Source organism: uncultured Sutterella sp. (assembly GCF_937923675.1).
Lineage (GTDB): Bacteria > Pseudomonadota > Gammaproteobacteria > Burkholderiales > Burkholderiaceae_F > Sutterella.
On sequence record NZ_CALDXB010000082.1, the window covers coordinates 59,852 to 79,107 of the forward strand.

The following is a 19,256-nucleotide window of genomic DNA, read 5'->3' on the forward strand; positions in this document are numbered from 1 at the left end:
TTTGATTGAATTGCGCAACTTTTTGACGTAATTGGAGCGGGCCGGAATCCTTCCGGCCCGTTATTCTTTTCTGCATCATGAAAAGAATGCCTTCCTCCCGTCCTCTGCTCTCCCGGCGCCGACTTTTAGGCGGCGCCCTTGTCCTCGCAGCCCTTCCGCTTACGGCGTCGCTCGCCTCCTGCGCGACGTCGCCGAGGGCGGAAGTCGCCGGTGTTCAGCCCCTGGGGCAGACGTCCTTCGCTGCCTACGCAGCCGAAACCCGCGCCTGGGTGAATGCCCGCCGGAAGTTCGTATCCGACGACCCTGCGGCGGAACTTCGCTGGAACACGCCCTCGGAAACCCTTCCCTTGGGCGGCGCCGTCGGCACCCGCGGCATTCTTCTCATTCACGGCCTCGGCGACTCGCCCTGGAGCTTCGTTGATCAGGCTCGCACCTACGCAAATGCCGGCTGGCTCGTGCGGACGGTGCTTCTTCCGGGCTGCGGCACGCGGCCGGAAGACATGCTCGAACCCACGGCGGACGACTGGCGCCGGGTGGTGCGCGAGCAGGCCGAAATCCTTGACAGGGACCTGAAGACGCTCCATCCGGGAGAGAAAACGGAAGTCTGGCTCGGGGGCTTCTCGACGGGCTGCAATCTCGCGATTGAATTCGCTTCCCGCCATGAATGGATCTCGGGGCTCGTTCTCTTTTCTCCCGCGGTGGAGGTGCGCACGCATCTCGCCTTCATGGCGCCGATTCTCGCGCCCTTCATCAACTGGCTGAGGGAACCCGAGGATTCCATGATGGGCGGACAAACGCCCTTCAGATACACGATCGTTCCCGTTCAGGCGCTTGCCGCCTTCGTCGACACGATGCGAAGCGCCGAAGCCGCACTCCTGCGGAAGCCCTTTGACCGCCCTGCCGTCATCATGATGAGCGAGCACGACTCGGTCGTGAATACGCAGGCGCTTCTGGAAACATTCCCGAAGCGCTTCACGAACCCGCGAACGCGCATTCTCTGGTACGGGAGTCAATCGACCGCGTCGGAGCTCTCCGGCAACGACCCGCGGGTCGTCGTGAGAAGCGACTATCTTCCGGATGAAAACATCACGAGCTTCTCGCACATGGGGCTTCTCTATTCGCCGGAGAACCCCCAGTACGGAAAGGAGGGCCTGAACCGCCTCTGCCGGCTGGGCGATGACCGCACTTCCACCACCACCTGCCGCGGGATCCCCGCAAAGGACATCCATTACGGCGCCTGGGGCGATAAGAAGCGTACCGGAGTGACTGCTCGCCTGACGTTCAACCCCTGGTTTACGGATCAGGAGAAGGACATCCTCTCTGTGATGAACGGTTAGAAGTCGTCCCGCGTGAGGACTTCCTTTTCAACCGTATGCCTTTCGATCACCGCCCAGTCAGGCTCGAACCCCGTGCCCGGACGTTCGGACGCGGTGATATGAGCCTCACAGTCGATGAAGGTCGAGGGCGTCACCAGGTCGTCGGCGTAGTAGCGGTCTGACGACGGAATGTCGTTCGGGTAGACGTAGTTGGGAAGGGTCGCGACGGCAATGTTGTGCCCGCGGGCGACCCCCGCATCCACCATCCCGCCGCACCAGCAGCCGACGTCATGGCGGGCGGCAAATTCCTGAATGCGGCGCGCTTCCGTGAGGCCGCCCACGCGCGCCACCTTGATGTTGATGACCCGGCAGCTTCCGAGCTCAATCGCGCGCCTTGCGTCGTCGACCGAGTCGACGCTTTCGTCAAGGCACACGGGCGTGCGGATCGCCGCCTGCAGATGACGATGGTCGACGATGTCGTCGCTCGCGAGCGGCTGCTCGATCATGAGGAGATCAAGCTCGTCCATCGCGCGGAAGGTGTCGATGTCGTCGAGCGTATAGGCCGAATTCGCGTCCGCCATCAGCATGATATTGCCGAATTCGCGCCTTGCCGCGCGCAGGTATTCGAGGTCGTAGCCGGGCGCAATCTTGCATTTGACGCGCCGGTAGCCCTGAGCAAGATACTTTTCGATGGTCCTGAGGAGTTCCGCCGGCGACTTTTCAATGCCGAGCGATACGCCGGACTCAATCACATTCTTGGTGCCGCCGAGCGCGCGCCACTCCGGAATGCCCTCTTCGCGGCTCCAGAGGTCCCAGAGCGCGCAGTCGACCGCGGACCTCGCCATGCGGTTTCTGCGGATCCACGCCGTCTGATCGAAAAACGCCTCGGGCGACGCAATCTCTTCCGCCCGGAGAAGTTCGGAGAGGAGAAATTCACGGATCACATAGCGCGCGCCCACCGTCGTCTCTTCGTTGTACCAGGGACGCATGAAGGCCGAGCATTCGCCGAGCCCGAGACGCCCTTCGGCGTCATAGAGCTCCACGAGGAGAAAGTCCTTGACGACGGTCGTGCCGAAGCTCGTGCGGAAGCCCGTCTTGAAGGGGAGCTTCATCTGACGGATGACGGCCTTTTCAATGCGCATGGAAGATGTGTCCTTATGGTCCGAAGAAATAGCGGGGATTCAAAAGCGAAGCATCCGATTACCACGAGGGAACGATCGAACCCTTGTAGGTCTTCTCGATGAAGGCCTTGATCTCAGGCGAGCGGAAGGATTCAACCGCCTTCAGATAAGCCGGATCCTTTTCCGTGCCCTTCCTCGCCGCAATGATGTTGACGTAGGGGCTCGTTTCGGTCGATTCAACGAAGATCGAATCCTTCTGGCTGTTGAGGCCCGCGCTGATCGCGTAGCCCGCATTGATGATCGCGACGTCCGTGTCGTCAAGCGACCGCGGCAGAAGCGCGGCTTCAAGCTCCACGAGCTTGATTCCCTTCGGGTTCGCGACGATGTCGTTGGGCGTCAATTTCGTCGTCGAAACGCCTTCCTTCAGCTTGATCCACCCGAGGCGCGAGAGCTCATAGAGCGCGCGGCCTTCGTTCGTCGGGTCGTTCGGCACCGTCACGGTGGCGCCGTCAGGCACCTCGTTCACGCTCTTCCAGCGCTTCGAGTAGCCCGCGATCGGCGCGAGATAGGTCTTCGCGATCGCGACGAGATCGGTATTGTTCTTGGCGTTGAAGTTGACGAGATAGGGCTCGTGCTGGAAGGCGTTGAGGTCGATGTCGCCCTGAGCGAGCGCGGTGTCGACCGCAATGTAGTCGCCGAAGGTCTTCACGTGAATGGTGAGGCCCTTCTTCGCGGCAACGATCGCGACCTGTTCGGCGATCTCTTCAGAAGACCCGGCGGTCACGCCGAGCGTGATTTCCTTCTTTTCCGGAGCCGCGCCGCCTGCGGCGTCCCCGGCCTTGTCCCCGCACCCGGCGAGAAGCGCCGAGGCAAAGAGAATGGATAGCGTTGAACCAATCAGTGTGCGCCGCTGCATGGGAATCTCCTTGAACCAGATAATGGAAGTTCGTGATTGATTCATTGATTATGGATGGAGCGGAGGGCTTCCACTGCGGGGAAGCCGCTCAGGTATTACAACCAAGATCAGATCTTCAGTCGATTTTTCCTTCTCTGCGGGCCCTTCAATTCGCCTTTCCGATGCTTTTCTGCGCCATTTTTCGACGCAGGAGCCCTTACCATGAAACCTGTGAGAGAAATAAAGGAGGCTTCAATGAGAAAGCAGAGTCCCGTCGGCAAGGCGCTCGAGCGCATCGTGTTCAACCCGGAAGATCTCAGAATTTCGGTTTACGGCGTCGCGGACGGCATCGCACGGTTGTCGAAGGCGGGCGCCGCGGAGAAGGATATTCTCGTCTTTATCGAAAGCGCTTTGCCGGAGAAGCTTGTGTCAGAGAAAAGCAAAGCGGTTCGCTCGGCTGCGGCTGTCGCTCAAGAAGCCTTCCGGGAGAAGACCGACCTTGTGTCCGTTGACTTTGAGAAGGCGGGAAAACTTTCTCTCGCCGCCCGCGCGGCGCTTTGTCTCCTTCGGTACGAGTCGCTTCAGGACGAGCTCGACGCCGCGCGAAGAAACGGCATGGCTGAAGCCTGGAAGGAGCGCTATCACGCAGAGGTGCTGAAGCTCCGCGAGGAAGCGCTGATGCTTCCCTTCGATCTTCCGCTCGATTTCGCCGCCCTTCGTCCTCAGGGGGAACGCCTTCCCCGAATCTGGAAAATTGCCGTCACGGAGGGCAGCAGTGAAGACCTCGAACTTGCGCTCGGCATCGCCGAACTCTACGGCGCCCTGGTGCTCAGGGGCGACTGCGACATGAATGCCGGCGGGAAGCCTCTCTTCAAGGCGTCTTCCACCACGGTGCTTATCCGCAGCGACGTTCTTTCTCCGGAGGCGCTTGAAACCCTGATGCTCACGATCGGCATTGCCGCCCGGGGGCTTCTCGCCGTTTCCCCTGTCGACGGGATCTCTCCCGTCGCAGCGGCTGAGCTCAGGCTCTTTCCATGGAAAACACGGCTGCTTCCAAAAGAAGAATATAAAGGCGATGACGCGGACGACGACAAAGAGGAGGAAGACCCGGATGCGCCGTTTTCGGGGAGCCCCACGGAAAGGCTCAATCACGACCCGTTAACGAATCCGATTCGAATGGAGCTCATCGATCCGGCAAAGTTTGATGCGAAGCCGAGCCTCATGAGGCGCTTCACAGGTCCCGGCTACCTTGCACTGAAGATCGGGTTGAATCTCTACCTTGACGAAAAATCCGGCTTCTGGCCGAGCGTCAACCGCTTGCTTAAAGAATAAGCCGCGCCGCGAAAAATAATCTTCGCAGCGCGGCCCAGAGTCCTCAAAGAAGTATCCCGGAGGAGGATTCTCGAGAGCGTCGGTTACTTCGCGGCTTCAGCTGCAGCCTTGCCGGCAATGCGGCCGAAGACGATGATGTCCGTGTAGGCATTGCCGCCGAGGCGGTTCGTGCCGTGCGTGACGCCCGTCACTTCGCCCGCAGCCCAGAGGCCCGGAATCACCTTGCCGTCAGCCGTGAGGGCTTCGGCCTTCTCGTTGATCCGCACGCCGCCCATGGTGTGGTGCACCGAGGGAACGGCCTTGATGACGTAGTACTTGCCCTGACTCATGTCGACCAAGCCCGCACGATGGTGGAAGTCCTTGTCGTTGCCTTTGCCCGCCATGGAGGTGACGCGGTCAACCGTGCCCTTCAGCGAGTCGTACGGGATCTTCGTGAAGTCGGCGATGCACTTCAGGTCATCGCAGGTGGCCATGATGCCCTGCTTCGTGAAGGCATCGTATTCCGTCGGGTGTTCCTTGACGGTGTTCGACACTGCGCCGATCTTGTCGTTCCAGAGCACCCAGCAGTAGTTGCCCGTCTGCGCGAGGATGGCTTCGGAGAGGACGTCGCGGCGGCCGAGCTCCTCGACGAAGCGCTTCCCTTCCTGGTTCAGCATAATGGCGCCGTCAAAGCGCGCATCCGCGATCAGCTCGATCACGCCCGAAATCGGGTCGCAGATCGGGTAGGTCTGGATGTACTGCATGTTGACGAGCTCGGCGCCCGCACGCTGAGCCATGTAGAGGGCTTCACCCGTGGTGCCCGGAGCATCGGTCGTCTTGAAGCGCGAGTCGATCTTCGGGTTGTAGTGCTCGACCATCTTCGGGTTCGCGCCGAAGCCGCCGGTTGCAAGAACCACGCCGCCCTTCGCATTGAAGGTGTATTCGGCGCCGTCCATCGTGGCCTTGACGCCCACAACGCGGCCGTCCTTATCCTTGACGAGCTCCTCGGCCTTCATGTTGGTGATGACCGGGATCCCGAGTTCGTCGGCCTTCGCCTGGAACTTCGAAATGAATTCCGTGCCGGTATGGCCCACCGGAATCAGAGCGCGCTTGCGGCTGTGGCCGCCGAAGAAGAAGAGGTTGTCGGGCTCGAAGCGAACGCCCAGATAGTCGCGGCACCAGAGCGCAGCGTCGAGGGCATTGCCCGTCATGACGTTGATCACCTTCATGTCGCCCTTCTTGTCGCCGCCGAGGTACGTGTCCTTCGCGTGGAGTTCAGGCGAATCGTCCGTGATGCCGAGAACGGGCTGAACCCAGTTCTTCGCGGCATTCATTTCTGCGCCCGAAATGAGGGAGTTGCCGCCGACGGCAGGCATCTTTTCAAGGAGCACGACGGAGGCGCCCGCGTTCTTGGCTTCAATGGCCGCGGAGAAGCCCGCACCGCCCGCGCCGATCACGACGACGTCATAGGTCGCGTTCTTCGGGAGATCCTTTGCGATTTTCTTGATCGCCTTCTGGTCGGCCTTGCCGAGCGTCACGCCTGCCTTCTTGGCCGCATCGGCAACAGCGTCAAGAAGCCCCTTCGACGTGAAGGTGGCGCCGGAGATCACATCAATGTCGACGGAATTCGTCGCCTGAATGTGATCCTTCAGATCCGTATAGACCTTCTTCGCGAGAACCGGGTTTTCCTGTTCCTTGACGACCTTGATGTTCTGGATCTTCCCGTTATCGAAAGTGACGGCAACGGTCACGTCGCCGTGCTTGCCTACACCGGTGCCTTCGGTCGTCACCGGAGCAGCGGAAGCCGCAGCGGCAAAGATCGAGCAGACGATGCCGGCGATAAGCTGAATTTTCATATGTCTCTCCTTGATCGAGTGGTCCGACTCCCGGAGTCGGGCCGGTAGAGCCGTGCCTGATTGTGTACGTCGAAAAAAGGCATGCTTCCCTCTTCGCGGAAATGCGGCATGGCCTTATGTCTTCCTTATAGCCCTTCGTCGTGAGAATCGGGAAAATCCCGCTATTTTCTTGAGAGAGATCAATGAATTGGGAGCCTTGAATGCGTGAAAACCCGAAGTTTGCGGAAAGAATTTCGCCTTCCATTCCTTCGATCGAAGGGCGCTGCTATTGGAGTGAAATCTCTCCGCAGCGCGTAAATAGGTCCTACATGTCCTCCATGCCGCAAGCTTCGTAACGAACGTCGTATTTGCGGTATTCAGGATTCTGCGAGAGGAACGCAAACGACTTTTGCTTCAGAAGATCCAGGTCGACATTCGATTTGCGGCGCTTGACCTCTCCAAAAAGAACCTCTTTGTCAAAGGGGTTGACCGCCACAATGTCGATTTCATTCTCTCCTTTCCCAGAGGCATCCCACCAGGGCCCGACTTCCGTAAAGTTGCCGCTTTCCCAAAGCTTTGTCCGGAACCAGCGCTCAAGCACGTGGCGGCCGGTGTAATCAGGCAATTCGTCGAGAATTTTTCTTTCCAGTCGGGCGGTGCTGCCCTGCTGGATCAGACCCAGATTCGGATAAATGAATCGGAACCAGAAATGCAGGTAGTCGTCAGCCATCGCGAAGCGAAAGTTCCTTGCGTTCTTCTGTCTTCCAACCGGATTCTCCCGCTTGATGAGATGGAAGTAGTCCTCGAGCTTAAAAAGCTGTCCGCTGATATCCGACGGGAAGGCTGAAACCAGCTCCTGACGCTTCGTTTTTCCTGCTGCGATTTGCTCCAGAATGCCGAAGTAAACACTGTAGTCCCTGCGAAATTCCGTTCTGAGCAGAATATCGCCCTCAGTCGTAAAGAACGAATCCGGCTCTATTACGTACGAAATCATCTCCTCAATAGTAAATTTCCGGGCTTCCATCAAAAGTTCAAGATACTTGGGAACACCGCCCGCCAGGGTATAGAGCGTCAGAAGCTCTTCCGGACGCCAGTCGGCGTGGTAGTCCGTGAGAATCCTTTTGATGACGTCCGTCGGAAAAGGCTGAAGAATGAGCTTCGCGCTCGCACGTCCGAAAAGCGGGGCGTTCGTACCTTCCGTGATCTCCCTCATCGCGCTCGCCACCGAGCCCGTGAGAACCAGGAGCATCCTGGAATGCTTTCTCCATTTGTCCCAAAGGCGCTGCAGGTCGCTCATGAAGGACGGAGCCACGGAAGCACAATTCTGAAATTCATCGATCACGAGCACCAGAGGCGTGCTGGTTGAGTGCTGAAGCAGAAATTCCATCAGTTCCGCAAACGATGCAAACCTGACCGGAAGCCCATCCATCCCTAGAAGCCCTGCGTTGTCCCGCCAGAAGGCTTCAAGATTGGCTGCCTCGGTCTTTTCATTGCTGATGAAGAAGAAGAGATACTTCAAATACGACTCAGAAAATGCGCGGTTGCAGAGCGTCGTCTTCCCGATGCGTCGGCGGCCGGTCAGGACCAGCATTTGACTGCAGTCGCGGGCAACCTGCTCCGACATCTTCGACAAGGCTTCAAGCTCACGCTCGCGGTCATAGAAGGGGAAAGGCATTGTTCGCTGAAACTCAAAAAAATTATGGCTGTAAGCTTATGTTCGTAAGCTTACAGCCATAATTAAATTTTGTCCATAAAGAACAATTATCTAGTTTAACATGACCTTTATGGTCAGTTGCGAATCTTCCAGCCTTTCGTGAGGAGTAGCACCGCCAGCGCCATTGCCGCAAGCGCCGTGACGCCGACAATCACGAGGCTCCCCCAGGGATTGATGTCGCCGGTGCCGAAAAAGCCCGACCGGAAGCCGTCGACGAGATAGAAGAAGGGATTGAGTTTGCTCGCCGCCTGCCACACGGGCGGGAGCGACTCGACGGAATAGAAGACGCCCGAGAGGAAGGTGAGCGGCATCACCACGAAATTCATCACCGCTCCCATCTGGTCGTACTTCTCAGCCCAGAGCGCGGTAATGAGGCCGAGCGAGGCCATGATCATTGAGCCGAAGAACGCAAAGGAGAGAATGAGGAGCGGCTCCTTCACCGGAGGCGCCGCCCAGAGCGCGCAGAAGAGGTAAAGCCCCGCACCCGCGAGCATCGAGCGCACGAAGCTCGCGCAGATGTAGGCGGCGGCAACAGCCGGTCCCGGAATGGAGGGGAGCAGGATGAAGACGAGGTTTCCGGAGATCTTCGACTGAATGAAGGAGCTTGCCGTATTGGAGAAGGCATTCTGGAGCACCGTCATCATGATGAGGCCCGGAATGATGAAGGCCGTGTAGGAGACGCCTTCATAAACCGGAAGGTGCTTTGAGAGCGCCTCGCCGAAGACGACGAGATAGAGCCCGCCCGTGAGCACGGGCGCCAGAATGGTGTGAAGCCACACCTTCATGAAGCGGACGACTTCCTTCAAAAAGAGCGTGCGAAACGGTATCCACATTTGATCAGGCTCCCGTGAGCGCAAGGAACACATCCTCGAGATCGGGCTGCCCGACCGTGAGGTTTTCAATTCGAACGCCGGCGGCGCGAAGCGCCTCGAGTTTTGCAAGGGCATCATCAGCGTCGGTGAGCCTCAGGGCAATGTCAGCGCCATGCCGCCGCATGAGGTCGCCCTCGAGCGACTTTGGCAGCTCCCCCTCAACGATCCTGCAGCGAAGCACCCGTCCGTCAAAGCGCGAGAGGAGCGCTTCCGTGCGGTCGAGGGCCGCCACCTCGCCCTTCTTCATGATGGCGATCCGCCCGCAAAGAGACTGCGCTTCGGCGAGGTAGTGCGTGGTGAGAATGATCGTCCGGCCTTCGCCATGGAGCCGCCCGATGAAGTCCCAGAGGTGCTCCCGAAGTTCAACGTCGACGCCCGCCGTCGGTTCGTCAAGCACGATCACGGGAGGCTTGTGAACGAGCGCCTGAGCAACGAGGACGCGCCGCTTCATGCCGCCCGAGAGAGCACGCATGGAGGCGTCCGCTTTGTCTGAGAGCCCGAGGTTCGAGAGGATCTCGTCGATCCAGTCGTCGTTATGGCGGATGCCCCAGTATCCCGACTGAAAGCGAAGCGTCTCCCGGACGGTAAGGAAGGGATCAAACGTGATTTCCTGCGGCACGATGCCGAGCGAGAGAGACGCCGCACGGCGGTTTTCGCGCACGTCCATGCCTCTCACGAAGATCCTTCCGCCCGTCGGGGTAGCAAGCCCCGCAAGGCACGTGATCAGCGTAGTCTTCCCGGCGCCGTTGGGTCCGAGAAGGCCGAAGAATTCGCCTTCCTCGACATCAAAGCTCACGCCCCGGAGCGCCTGCGTTCCGGAAGCGTAGCGTTTCTGAACGGCATCAAACCGCACGGCAGGGACGCTCACTTTGGGGTTCCTTTCCTTTGTGGAGTATCGGAAAACTGAATCTGACGGTTCAGATCATTAGAAATTGACGCCGAAGACGCTGCGGAAGATTTCCGCGCCCTTCGCGAGATCCAGACGGTCGGGGTGGGTTTCGCTTTCGCGGCGCTTTTCCGCGCGCTCCGGACTCACGACGCCGCCCATGAGCTTCGTCATCTTTTCAAACTGTGCGGGATCGATGCGGCCGCGGCAGATGAAGGTCTGCGCGAGCGTATTGTTCTTTCCTGCGGCAACCAGGCCTTCGGCCGTGCGCTTCATCCAGGCCTGGGAGTCCGGATCGTTCACGTCGCTTCCCATCGTGGCGAAGCACCCGATGGTCTTTCCCTCAAAGCGCGGGGCAATGGCGCGCATGTCGGCAGGCGCCTCCTCGAGGTCGCGCCAGTAGCCGAGAAGAACGGGATTGAAGGGCGTGAGATCTCCGGGCAGTTCGGAAGGCTTCACGAGAAGCGCTCCGGGGAGCGCGTCCGCGATCGCATGGCCGAGGATCATGGTGTTGCCCGTACGGGAACTGATGACGATAAGGGGTCTTGTTTTCTGCATTTTTCATCTGCACCGGACTTTCTTGTCGTCCGGTGCATTACCTGGAAGCTTTGTGGGGAAAGAAAATAGTCGGAAGGCGTCGGCCCGTCAGGCGATCTTCGGGACAGGTGCGCCCAGGCTCCGCTCCTCATGGGCCTTTGCGACCTCAAGGAGCCGCTCGGCTATGGCATCCGAGATCACGTGTTCGAGTTCGCAGGCAATTTTCTCCGACATGGCCTCATCGAGCTCAAGCACCGTGCGGCTGAAGTGCTTCACCGCCTGATAGCGGCGCACGATCCCTTCAGCAACGGCTCGGCCTTTTTCGGTGAGGCGGATCGGACTATAGGGCTCGTACGTGATGAAGCCTTCTGCTCTCAGTTCGCGGAAGGTGAGCGCAACGGTCGAGCGCGTCACGCCGAGCTGCTCGGTAATCCGGCAGGCCCTCGCATGACCCTTGTCCTCTTCCTCAAGATAGATGTACTTGAGGTAGTTCTGACGCGTGGGCGTCGTCGGGGAGTCTTTTTCGGAGCCCCTGGCAGAACGGCTCCGCACTTTCTGAATCTCATCCGACATGCGTTCTTATCTCCGGGTTTTTACTCTCTTTTTCGATTCTGCCCGAAGACAGAGCGCGCCGTCCCTCATTGATGCTCATTGACAGTGGGTGACGACTGAAACAATGTTTGACATTTCTAACATTATACCGATATACTCGCGCCGTTGAGAAGTATTCTCATTTTTATTTCGATTACGCTTCTCAGAAATATTTACTTTTCGCTTTGAGACACCTCCATCCCAAGGGTTTCCAGGAGCGAACCACCCCGCGAGCGGTCAGTCATGATGAATCATCCTTCCGGTGCATCCGCCAAGGCGCCCTCCACCTTTGAGGCTGGAGCGCGAGAAATGAATGAAGCGGTGAAATCCCGTGCACCCGAAGCCTTCTTCGCGAACGCCGAAGATCCCCTTCACAATGCCTTCAAGGCGAAAGCCGCCATTCATTCGGGACCGGGCGGAATGCCTCTTCTCGGAGAAGATGCGAGAAAGCGCCTTCTTGAACTTGCCGACACCCCCCGCACCGCGAAGTCCCTCGCCTACATCCACGTTCCTTTCTGCGAAACGCGGTGCCTCTACTGCATGTTCTATCAGAACCCCTTCAAGGAAGAGGCGGTCCATGAATATGCGAAGAAGCTCGTGCGCGAAATCGAGATGTGGTCGGACAAGGCTTCTCAGAACGCCTATCCCGTCCATGCCGTCTATTTCGGCGGCGGCACGCCGACCGCGTTTTCGCCCGACGACCTCCGGCTCGTTCTCGGCGCCCTGAAGAAGTACCTCCCGCTCGCGAACGACTGCGAAATCACGCTCGAAGGCCGAATTCACAACTTCGGCGACGACAAGATGGAAGCGGCGCTTGAAGGGGGCGTCAACCGCTTCTCGCTGGGCGTCCAGACCTTCAACAGCCAGGTCCGTCAGTCCGTGCAGCGCGTCGACGACCGCGAAACGATTCTGAAGCGCCTCGACAAGCTTTGCTCCTACGACAACGCCGCGGTCGTGCTCGACCTGATCTACGGCTTCCCCGGCCAAACGATGGATGTCTGGAACGACGACCTCAAAACTGCGGCAAGCCTCCCGCTTGACGGCATCGACTGCTATCAGCTCAACGTCTTTGAAAAGTCGCCGCTCGCCCGCTACATCGCGAACGGCAAGCTCCCCGCTGCCGCCGATCAGGCGCAGAAGGCGGACATGTTCGCGCGCTCCGTCGAATACCTCACGGGAGAGAACTGGCGCCGGCTTTCCAACAACCACTGGGCGAACAACACCCGCGAAAGAAACATCTACAACGCGCTGGGCAAGAGCGCCTGCGACTGCCTCGCCTTCGGGTGCGGCGCGGGCGGGCGCCTCTTCGGCAACGCCTTCATGATGGAAAGAAAGCTCGCCGACTACTACGCGATCCTCGAAAAGGGCGAGAAGCCCGCGGCCTTCCTCATGGCGCCGAAGCCCAACTGGCACCTGCTGCGCACAATCTCGGCCGACATGGAGTCGGGCTCGATCAGCCTTGCGAAGATCAGCCGCGCCTTCGGCAATGTTGATCTCGAAGGCATGGCCGCTCCGATCCTGAAGCAGTGGACGGAAGCGGGCCTCCTCGTCAAGAAGGGCGAGTGGTACTACCAGACCGTTGCCGGCCAGTACTGGCACGTCACGCTCGCGCAGCTCCTCATGAACTGGCTCGAACCCATGCTCCCGGGCGCGAAGCCCGCCGGGATGCCGATGGACATGGGCTCTCCCGAAGCCATGAAGCACATGGGAGCAGGTTCCGGTCCCGTGACTCTTGAGTCCCTCGCCGCCATGATCTCCCGCATTCCCTCGGGCGTGCGCGACATGGCCCGCATGATGCCGCGTCCGATGCTCATTTCTGCCCTCAGGGACATGCCGCAGGAAAAGCTCGACCACATGGGAACGGGCGTGAAGCGCGAGGACGTTCTCCGCATTCTTGAGGGTCTCAAGCCCGACGAAGTCGACGCTCTTCTCAAGGATCCCATGGGCTTTGCCAAAACGAGGGCCCAGGCCAGACATCCCGGAGCTCCCGCGCATCTGGCGTGAGGCCCCGTACCAAACACCCCAAAAGAAAACCAAGAAAACTTCTACCACCCGATATCAATCATGAAAGCTCAGAAACTTTGCATGCTCGCGAGTGCTCTTTCCGCGGCAATTCTTTCCATGGGTACAGCTCAGGCTGCTGATGTCACGACGGAAGACGTCAAGGTGACGGCGAGCCGCGTTGAGCAGGAACTGATGGACGTGAATATGTCTGTTTCCGTCATCACGGCTGAACAGATCCGTCATTCCAGCGCCCGAAGCGTTGGCGAACTGCTTGAAAACGTTCCCGGCGTGCGCATCAGCAACGACGGCGGTCAGGGCATCAAGCGCGTTTCCATTCGCGGCAACAGCACCTATCAGACGCTTATCATGATTGACGGGCAAAAGGTTTCCGAACAGAAATCCATGTCCGGCTCCCCCATGATGATTGACCCGTCTCAGGTTGAACGCATTGAAGTCATCAAGGGTCCTGCTTCTGTTCTTTACGGTTCTGAAGCCATTGGCGGCGCCGTCAACATCATTACGAAGAAGGGCGGCAATAAAGCCTTTGGGGGTGAAGCCTCTGCGGGCCTCAATACATCCGCTTCCGGGAAGAGCGCCTCTGGCTCCATTTATGGCCAGAACGAAGGTTGGCACTATCGGCTATCCGCAAGCGTTGAAAGCAATGAAGAGCTTAAAACGCCTGCCGGCGATATGAAGAATACCTACTTCAACGGACGATCGGCGTCGGCTTTCCTCGCGTATGACGTGAATCCGAATATCCAAATCGGCGGAAATTTGGATTATTACGACCTCGAATTCGGTTCCGGCAATGCTGCCAGTGAAGATTATTTTGCTGTAGACGTTCCTCAGTGGACCCGCTTCAAAGGTGCACTGTTCGGCGAGATGAAAAACATCTCTGACACTTTGGTTCGAGTTCGTACTGATGCTTTCTACCAGCGCAGCGATAAAGACATGGTGAACTCGGTTGGAAGCGGCCCGGTTATTGTGCAGCCGTACGCGTTCAATGTTCTTGACCAGTATGGCTTTTCCATACAAACGGACTGGCAGCTTGGAGAATCAAACTATTTGATTGCAGGCTATGAGTTCAATTATGACGACATGGATGCCCGCAGTCTAACCGTCATGAATATGATGGGTTCATCAACACCCGTAGCTGACCGGACTTATGACGGCTACCAGATGACGCATGCCGTTTTTGCCAGCATGGAAACGATGCTTCCGTTTGATCTGACAGCCAACTACGGTGTGCGCTACACATGGGTTAAGTCTGAAGTAGACACCACCAACAATCTGAGAGGTGGAAGCACTTCCAGCCCTTCAACCAGCGACGGCAAAGTCGTCTTCAATGCCGGCATCCTTTGGAACGGCATTGAAGATCTGACGCTCAGGGCTGCTTATTCGCAGGGCTATCGCTTCCCTCTGCTTCAGCATCTCTATGTTGATACCGCAATGGGCGTCTCCAGCGGTGCTACGGAAGCCAATCCCGATCTCAAGCCGGAAACTTCCGACAACTTTGAGATTGGCGCTCGTTTAGTGAAGTATGGCCTCAACCTCGATCTGACAGCTTTTTACTCCAGCGCCAAAGACTTTATTGATACCGTGGCCGTCCCCGGAAAGCCCAACACCAGCAAATATGAAAATATTGCCAAGGCCAAAACATGGGGCATTGAACTTTCCGCCTCTTATGCCATTGGTGAAACCGGATTTGAGCCCTACGCCGACCTTACTTGGATGCGCCGCCAGTATGACGAAGATGGCGTGAAGACGTTCAAGACCGGTCAGCCTGAGTTCTATGGCCGTTACGGCGTCCGTTGGAACGGCGACAAGAATGGATTCGGACTTCGGGCTGATGCCTATGCCTATTCACAGTCTGAGTCGGATGACGGCACGTATCGATATGGCGGCGCCACGACCTTCAACGTGACGGGCGGCGTCAGCTTCGGCACCGAAAAGCAGTATGCGCTTGATGCCGGCTTCTACAACATCGGCGACAAGCTTTATCAAAACGACGGTGCGATTTACGAGCCGGGACGTTATTTCGCCGTCAAGCTCAACGCCCGCTTCTAACCAGACACTCATGTCCTGTTGAGTGTTGATCACAGTCCCTGCGGTTTTCCCGACTGCAGGGACTGCGGTCGCCTCTCCCCTTTCGAAACCTCTGTGGGTGCCTCACGATGAATCCCCCCATCAAACGCTACTGGGAAGCGCGCGAGCTCGTCCTCATCGGCGTTTTTGCCGCTGCGGCAAAGCTCTCAAGCCTCCTTATCGCCCTTGCGGGCGGCGGCATGAATCCCATCGGACTCGTCGCGAAGAATCTGGTCTACACGACCCTGATGATCGTTCTCCTCACAAAGGTTCCGAAATGGGGGACGCTTCTTCTCTTCACGGTCATCTCCATGATCGTGAGCGTCTGTCTTCTGGGCGGAAGCCTCACGCTTCTCCCGGCGGCCCTTGTTGCCGCGCTCATCGGCGAAGCCGCGGTCTGGCTAACGGGCGGTGCGGGCAAGCGCTGGGCCCCCTGGGTTGCGGTCGGCATGTACGACCTCATGAGCAAGGGATTGTCGCTCGGCGTTTCCTACCTCTTCATGCGTGAGAGTCCGGCACTCATCACGATCATCATCCCGATCGTCGCCTGCGGCTACCTCGGATCCCTCTTCGGCCTCTGGTTCGGCTGGAAAACTGTTGGAGAACTCAAGCATGCGGGCTTTGTTCGCTAAAGGCGCCGACTCGAGCGTGCTCAAATTCCTCGACGCAAGGACGAAGCTTGCCGTCACGCTCGTGGTCGCCATTCTCACCGTCGCCTGCTCGGGCGTCATTTCGCAGATCGTCATTTTCGCCTCGACCCTCATCTATGCGCTCTACCTCAAACGCCCGGGGCTCCTCGCCGTGCTCTACGGCCTCATGGCAGTGATGATGGCGATTGCCGCGCTTTTCGGGCTCCTTCTTGAAGAGTGGCTCCCCGCGATGGGCGGCATCACGCTTCGCGCGCTCTTTGTTCCCTTCATGCGCGGCCTTTCGATGATGAATGTCGTCATGGTGCTTGCGATGACGACGCGCGTTGAGGACCTCCTCGCCACGCTCGAGCGCATCCGCCTTCCCTTCTGCATCTTTTTGCCGACTGCGGTGATGCTCCGCTTCATCCCGACCTTCACGAACGACATCCGTCAGGTCTGGGAGACGCTTCGGATCCGCGGCTGGCCCGTGGGGCCCGTGATGATGACCTGCCGGCCGCTTCTCTGCGCGCGCCTCATCCTCGCTCCCATTCTATTCCGGGCGCTCAAGTCGTCCGAAACCCTCGGCGTTGCCTCGGAACTGAAGGGCCTCGGCACGACGAAGCGCACGATGCGCACCGACGGCCGCACGATGAAGACGATCGATGCGCGGGTGCTTTCGTTCCTCTTCGTCTTTACCGTTCTCACGGTCCTCGCGGAAATCTTCCTCCGCCACATCTGGGCCGCCAAGATCACCATGATGCATTAACCCGGAGACGCATTCGATGCCGATGATTGAATTCAAAAACGTCTCCTACGTCTACGCCAACACCAGTGAAGAGGCTGTGAGAAATATTTCGCTCACGGTGCACGCGGGCGAGCTCAAGGTCGTCACCGGCGCCTCCGGGTGCGGGAAGACCACCCTCATGCGGCTTGCGAACGGCCTCTGCCCCCAGATCTACGGCGGGAAGGTTGTGGGATCCGTGCGCGTCGCCGGCTGCGACGTGTCGGAAACGCCCGTGGCGGAACTTGCCGAACACGTGGGCACGCTTTTCCAGGATCCCGAGGAGCAGTTCTTCGCTTTGAACGTCGGCGACGAAATCGCCTTTGCATTGAGAAGCCGCGGGGTCGCTCCTGAAACCATTGAAGAGCGTGTGCTCGCCGCCGCCGACCGGCTCGGCATCACGAACCTTCTCAAGCAGGACATTCACGAACTCTCCGAAGGTCAGAAGCAGAAGGTGGGGCTCGCAAGCATTCTCGCGCTCGGACCCCGAGTTCTCATCTTCGACGAGCCGAGCGCCAACCTTGATCCGGAAGCGACGGAGTCGCTTGCCGTCACGATGGGAGAGCTCAAGAAGGAAGGCGCCGCCATTCTGGTGGTCGACCACAGACTCTATTGGCTGAGAGATGTCGCGGACGAAGTGATCGTGATGTCGAAGGGCCGTATTGAAGCCTCGGGCTCCTGGGAAATGCTCAGAAACGACGCCCTTCGCGCCCGCTGGGGCCTGAGAAAAGCCGACGTCGCCGATCCGCGTGAGACTCTTGCCCCGATCGATGTGGTCTTTGAGAGACCGGTTCCTCTTGACGAGTCGGAAAAGAGCGTCTTCTCCGCCACCCGCATGTCCTTCGCCTATACGCCCGAAAAGCCCGTCTTCACGGACGCGTCCTTTGCCGTTCCGGCAGGCGTCACGGCGCTCATCGGGAGCAACGGCACGGGGAAAACCACGCTCGCGCGCATTCTCACGGGGCTCAACAAGGCCGAAGGCTCTTTCGCCGTCTGCGGACGCCCCGTGGGCGAAGGCGGCCTCATGCCGCACTCTGGCCTTGTGCTTCAGAACGCCGACCATCAGCTTCAGATGCGCACCGTGCGCGAGGAAGTGATCTGCGCGATGGAAGCAGGGATTGCTGCGATGAACGCCAGGAAAGGCTTCTGGCAGCGCTTCGCGCGCGTGAAGCTCAACGCGAGCCAGATCCGGCGCGCAGAGGAGATTCTGAAGAGCCTCAACCTCACGCACCTTGCCGGCCGCCACCCGCAGAGCCTCTCAGGCGGCGAAAAGCAGCGCGTCGTCATTGCCTGCGCGCTCGTGAAGAACCCCGCCATTCTGATTCTCGACGAACCGACCTCAGGGCTTGACGGCGCCAACATGGCCTGCATCGCGAAGCTCCTTAAGGACGAAGCCGCCCGCGGCCGCGCGGTCTTTCTCATTACGCACGACCTCGAACTCCTCGGCATCTGCGACAGGGCGCTGAGGATGAAGGATCTGCAGCCACAAAACCCGATTGCCGACGCGAATGCATGACAAACATCACGTCGTTCCCAACTTCTTTTACCCCATGGATTCAAATCAAATGACGATTGAACGCATCACCCCCACGGAAGCCGAAGCCGCAACCATCAATGAACTCATGAACGCGAAGTTCCCGGTTACGGTCTCGTCCATTGCCGGAAAGCTCGGCATGACGGAGCTCGAAGCCGCCCGGCGCCTCCCCGCCGACCGCGTCTCCTTTGTGACGGGCGACATGAACGAGCGCTTCGACGATCTCTGGGCGGCGCTTGCCGCCTGGGAAAAGGCGACGCTCTTCATCACCCACGAAGGCCACGTCTTTGAAATCGCGGCGAAGCTCTCTACGGGAAAGCGCGCCATGGGCTACTACAACATCCTCGCGAAGGACGCCGTCGTCGGCGGCCACCTCGCCTACGAAAAGATCAAGGCGGCCGCCTTCGTCACGATGCCCTTCATGGGTCGCGAGTCGCTTTCCGTCCTTTTCTTCGACGCCGAAGGACGCGTGAGCTTCTCCGTCTACGCGGGCCGCGAAAACCACCAGATCATCGAATCGGTGAAGACCGCATTCTTTGCCGATCGCGAAAAGTTCTGCGCCTGATTTTCTTTTGGGAAGACAAGAAATGACCAAGCCCCTTCTGATTGTGAGCTCCAAAACCGGCAACACGCGGATCATCGCTCATGCCGTTGCGGACAGCCTCCCGGACGCGCTTCTCACCACCGCCGAGAAGCTCCCTGAGGACCTCTCCGGCTTCAATCCCGTCGGCCTCTTCTTCTGGTGCGACCGCGGCATGGCCCCGGAAGACACGAAGACCGTGGCGCCTAAGCTCGCCGGCAAGAAAATCGCCTGCTTTGCCACGATGGGCGGCGACCCGAAGGCCGAGCGCGCGCTTGAATGGATGAAGAAGACTTCGGAAGCGCTCGTTGCTTCCGCTCCGGGCGCAGAGCTCGCCGGCACCTTCCTCTGCCAGGGACGGATCGACCCGGAACTCTTCGCGCAGATGTCGGCCATGATGGGGGGCGAAGTTTCGCCCGAACGCGAGGCGAGAAGGAAGGCGGCTGAACACCATCCCGACCGCCTCGACGCGCTCGAGGCCGCCGCGGCCTGGCAGCAATTCTTCAACTGATCATCTCCTCGATGCCCTTTCCCGCAACGGGAAAGGGCGACCAAGCAGAAGAAG

17 protein-coding genes are annotated in these 19,256 nt (G+C 59.0%); 9 read left to right on the forward strand and 8 right to left on the reverse strand.

Going from position 1 to position 19,256, the window contains the following annotated elements; all coding sequences use genetic code 11:
• Window positions 1-86: 86 nt before the first annotated feature.
• Entirely contained in the window at window positions 87-1,337 is a 1,251-nt protein-coding gene (locus Q0106_RS08965; protein ID WP_297611793.1) for an alpha/beta fold hydrolase, read from the forward strand.
• Here Q0106_RS08965 and menC read toward each other — a convergent pair.
• Together menC and Q0106_RS08975 are read right to left on the reverse strand one after the other, a co-directional pair.
• The gene (gene menC, locus Q0106_RS08970) at window positions 1,334-2,458 is read right to left on the reverse strand and encodes an o-succinylbenzoate synthase (RefSeq protein WP_297611797.1); all 1,125 of its coding nucleotides are present in this window, start codon (window positions 2,456-2,458) and stop codon (window positions 1,334-1,336) included. The genes Q0106_RS08965 and menC overlap by 4 nt on opposite strands.
• Before the next feature lie 58 nt (window positions 2,459-2,516).
• A complete protein-coding gene (locus Q0106_RS08975; RefSeq protein ID WP_297611800.1) occupies window positions 2,517-3,353 on the reverse strand; it encodes a MetQ/NlpA family ABC transporter substrate-binding protein in 837 nt (278 codons plus the stop codon).
• Window positions 3,354-3,587: 234 nt separating this feature from the next.
• Here Q0106_RS08975 and Q0106_RS08980 point away from each other — a divergent pair, with 234 nt between their 5' ends.
• Window positions 3,588-4,664 carry a hypothetical protein gene (locus Q0106_RS08980; RefSeq protein WP_297611803.1) on the forward strand — a complete coding sequence of 359 codons (1,077 nt, stop codon included), beginning with the start codon at window positions 3,588-3,590 and terminating at the stop codon, window positions 4,662-4,664.
• Window positions 4,665-4,747: 83 nt separating this feature from the next.
• On the opposite strand, the gene Q0106_RS08985 is transcribed toward Q0106_RS08980, so the two are convergent.
• The 6 genes from Q0106_RS08985 to Q0106_RS09010 all read right to left on the reverse strand — a co-directional run bounded on the left by Q0106_RS08985 (window position 4,748) and on the right by Q0106_RS09010 (window position 11,060).
• On the reverse strand, window positions 4,748-6,499 hold the full coding sequence (locus Q0106_RS08985) for a flavocytochrome c (protein ID WP_297611806.1): 1,752 nt from the start codon (window positions 6,497-6,499) through the stop codon (window positions 4,748-4,750).
• A gap of 304 nt (window positions 6,500-6,803) precedes the next feature.
• The gene (locus Q0106_RS08990) at window positions 6,804-8,153 is read right to left on the reverse strand and encodes an ATP-binding protein (protein WP_297611809.1); all 1,350 of its coding nucleotides are present in this window, start codon (window positions 8,151-8,153) and stop codon (window positions 6,804-6,806) included.
• 113 nt (window positions 8,154-8,266) lie between these two features.
• Window positions 8,267-9,025 (reverse strand): ABC transporter permease, encoded by a 759-nt coding sequence (locus tag Q0106_RS08995; protein WP_297611811.1) that lies wholly within the window; start codon window positions 9,023-9,025, stop codon window positions 8,267-8,269.
• A 4-nt stretch (window positions 9,026-9,029) separates the two neighbouring features.
• Window positions 9,030-9,932 carry an ABC transporter ATP-binding protein gene (locus tag Q0106_RS09000; RefSeq protein WP_297611814.1) on the reverse strand — a complete coding sequence of 301 codons (903 nt, stop codon included), beginning with the start codon at window positions 9,930-9,932 and terminating at the stop codon, window positions 9,030-9,032.
• A gap of 57 nt (window positions 9,933-9,989) precedes the next feature.
• Entirely contained in the window at window positions 9,990-10,508 is a 519-nt protein-coding gene (locus tag Q0106_RS09005; RefSeq protein ID WP_297611817.1) for a flavodoxin family protein, read from the reverse strand.
• 87 nt (window positions 10,509-10,595) lie between these two features.
• Window positions 10,596-11,060: a metal-dependent transcriptional regulator gene (locus Q0106_RS09010; RefSeq protein WP_297611820.1), complete on the reverse strand. Its 465-nt coding sequence runs from the start codon at window positions 11,058-11,060 to the stop codon at window positions 10,596-10,598.
• Window positions 11,061-11,387: 327 nt separating this feature from the next.
• On the opposite strand from Q0106_RS09010, the gene hutW reads away from it, so the two are divergent.
• From hutW to Q0106_RS09045, 7 genes are all read left to right on the forward strand, one after another.
• On the forward strand, window positions 11,388-13,082 hold the full coding sequence (gene hutW, locus Q0106_RS09015) for a heme anaerobic degradation radical SAM methyltransferase ChuW/HutW (RefSeq protein ID WP_297611823.1): 1,695 nt from the start codon (window positions 11,388-11,390) through the stop codon (window positions 13,080-13,082).
• A 60-nt stretch (window positions 13,083-13,142) separates the two neighbouring features.
• Window positions 13,143-15,149, forward strand: coding sequence for a TonB-dependent receptor (locus Q0106_RS09020; RefSeq protein ID WP_297611826.1), 2,007 nt, complete (start codon window positions 13,143-13,145; stop codon window positions 15,147-15,149).
• A gap of 107 nt (window positions 15,150-15,256) precedes the next feature.
• Entirely contained in the window at window positions 15,257-15,799 is a 543-nt protein-coding gene (locus Q0106_RS09025; protein WP_297611828.1) for an MptD family putative ECF transporter S component, read from the forward strand.
• Window positions 15,780-16,562: an energy-coupling factor transporter transmembrane component T gene (locus Q0106_RS09030; protein WP_297611831.1), complete on the forward strand. Its 783-nt coding sequence runs from the start codon at window positions 15,780-15,782 to the stop codon at window positions 16,560-16,562. Before Q0106_RS09025 ends, Q0106_RS09030 begins: the two co-directional genes overlap by 20 nt.
• A gap of 16 nt (window positions 16,563-16,578) precedes the next feature.
• A complete protein-coding gene (locus Q0106_RS09035) occupies window positions 16,579-18,093 on the forward strand; it encodes an ABC transporter ATP-binding protein (RefSeq protein ID WP_297611834.1) in 1,515 nt (504 codons plus the stop codon).
• A 49-nt stretch (window positions 18,094-18,142) separates the two neighbouring features.
• Window positions 18,143-18,676, forward strand: a complete 534-nt coding sequence (gene hutX / locus Q0106_RS09040) for a heme utilization cystosolic carrier protein HutX (RefSeq protein WP_297611837.1) — start codon at window positions 18,143-18,145, stop codon at window positions 18,674-18,676.
• Window positions 18,677-18,698: 22 nt separating this feature from the next.
• Entirely contained in the window at window positions 18,699-19,202 is a 504-nt protein-coding gene (locus tag Q0106_RS09045; RefSeq protein WP_297611840.1) for a flavodoxin family protein, read from the forward strand.
• The last annotated feature ends 54 nt before the right edge of the window (window positions 19,203-19,256 follow it).

What these genes read in the sequence shown, in the direction of transcription:
- Q0106_RS08965 (WP_297611793.1), top strand. Translation starts at nt 87, where the DNA reads ATGCCTTCCTCCCGTCCTCTGCTCTCCCGGCGCCGACTTTTAGGCGGC.
- menC (WP_297611797.1), bottom strand. Translation starts at nt 2,458, where the DNA reads ATGCGCATTGAAAAGGCCGTCATCCGTCAGATGAAGCTCCCCTTCAAG.
- Q0106_RS08975 (WP_297611800.1), bottom strand. Translation starts at nt 3,353, where the DNA reads ATGCAGCGGCGCACACTGATTGGTTCAACGCTATCCATTCTCTTTGCC.
- Q0106_RS08980 (WP_297611803.1), top strand. Translation starts at nt 3,588, where the DNA reads ATGAGAAAGCAGAGTCCCGTCGGCAAGGCGCTCGAGCGCATCGTGTTC.
- Q0106_RS08985 (WP_297611806.1), bottom strand. Translation starts at nt 6,499, where the DNA reads ATGAAAATTCAGCTTATCGCCGGCATCGTCTGCTCGATCTTTGCCGCT.
- Q0106_RS08990 (WP_297611809.1), bottom strand. Translation starts at nt 8,153, where the DNA reads ATGCCTTTCCCCTTCTATGACCGCGAGCGTGAGCTTGAAGCCTTGTCG.
- Q0106_RS08995 (WP_297611811.1), bottom strand. Translation starts at nt 9,025, where the DNA reads ATGTGGATACCGTTTCGCACGCTCTTTTTGAAGGAAGTCGTCCGCTTC.
- Q0106_RS09005 (WP_297611817.1), bottom strand. Translation starts at nt 10,508, where the DNA reads ATGCAGAAAACAAGACCCCTTATCGTCATCAGTTCCCGTACGGGCAAC.
- Q0106_RS09010 (WP_297611820.1), bottom strand. Translation starts at nt 11,060, where the DNA reads ATGTCGGATGAGATTCAGAAAGTGCGGAGCCGTTCTGCCAGGGGCTCC.
- hutW (WP_297611823.1), top strand. Translation starts at nt 11,388, where the DNA reads ATGAATGAAGCGGTGAAATCCCGTGCACCCGAAGCCTTCTTCGCGAAC.
- Q0106_RS09020 (WP_297611826.1), top strand. Translation starts at nt 13,143, where the DNA reads ATGAAAGCTCAGAAACTTTGCATGCTCGCGAGTGCTCTTTCCGCGGCA.
- Q0106_RS09025 (WP_297611828.1), top strand. Translation starts at nt 15,257, where the DNA reads ATGAATCCCCCCATCAAACGCTACTGGGAAGCGCGCGAGCTCGTCCTC.
- Q0106_RS09030 (WP_297611831.1), top strand. Translation starts at nt 15,780, where the DNA reads ATGCGGGCTTTGTTCGCTAAAGGCGCCGACTCGAGCGTGCTCAAATTC.
- Q0106_RS09035 (WP_297611834.1), top strand. Translation starts at nt 16,579, where the DNA reads ATGCCGATGATTGAATTCAAAAACGTCTCCTACGTCTACGCCAACACC.
- hutX (WP_297611837.1), top strand. Translation starts at nt 18,143, where the DNA reads ATGACGATTGAACGCATCACCCCCACGGAAGCCGAAGCCGCAACCATC.
- Q0106_RS09045 (WP_297611840.1), top strand. Translation starts at nt 18,699, where the DNA reads ATGACCAAGCCCCTTCTGATTGTGAGCTCCAAAACCGGCAACACGCGG.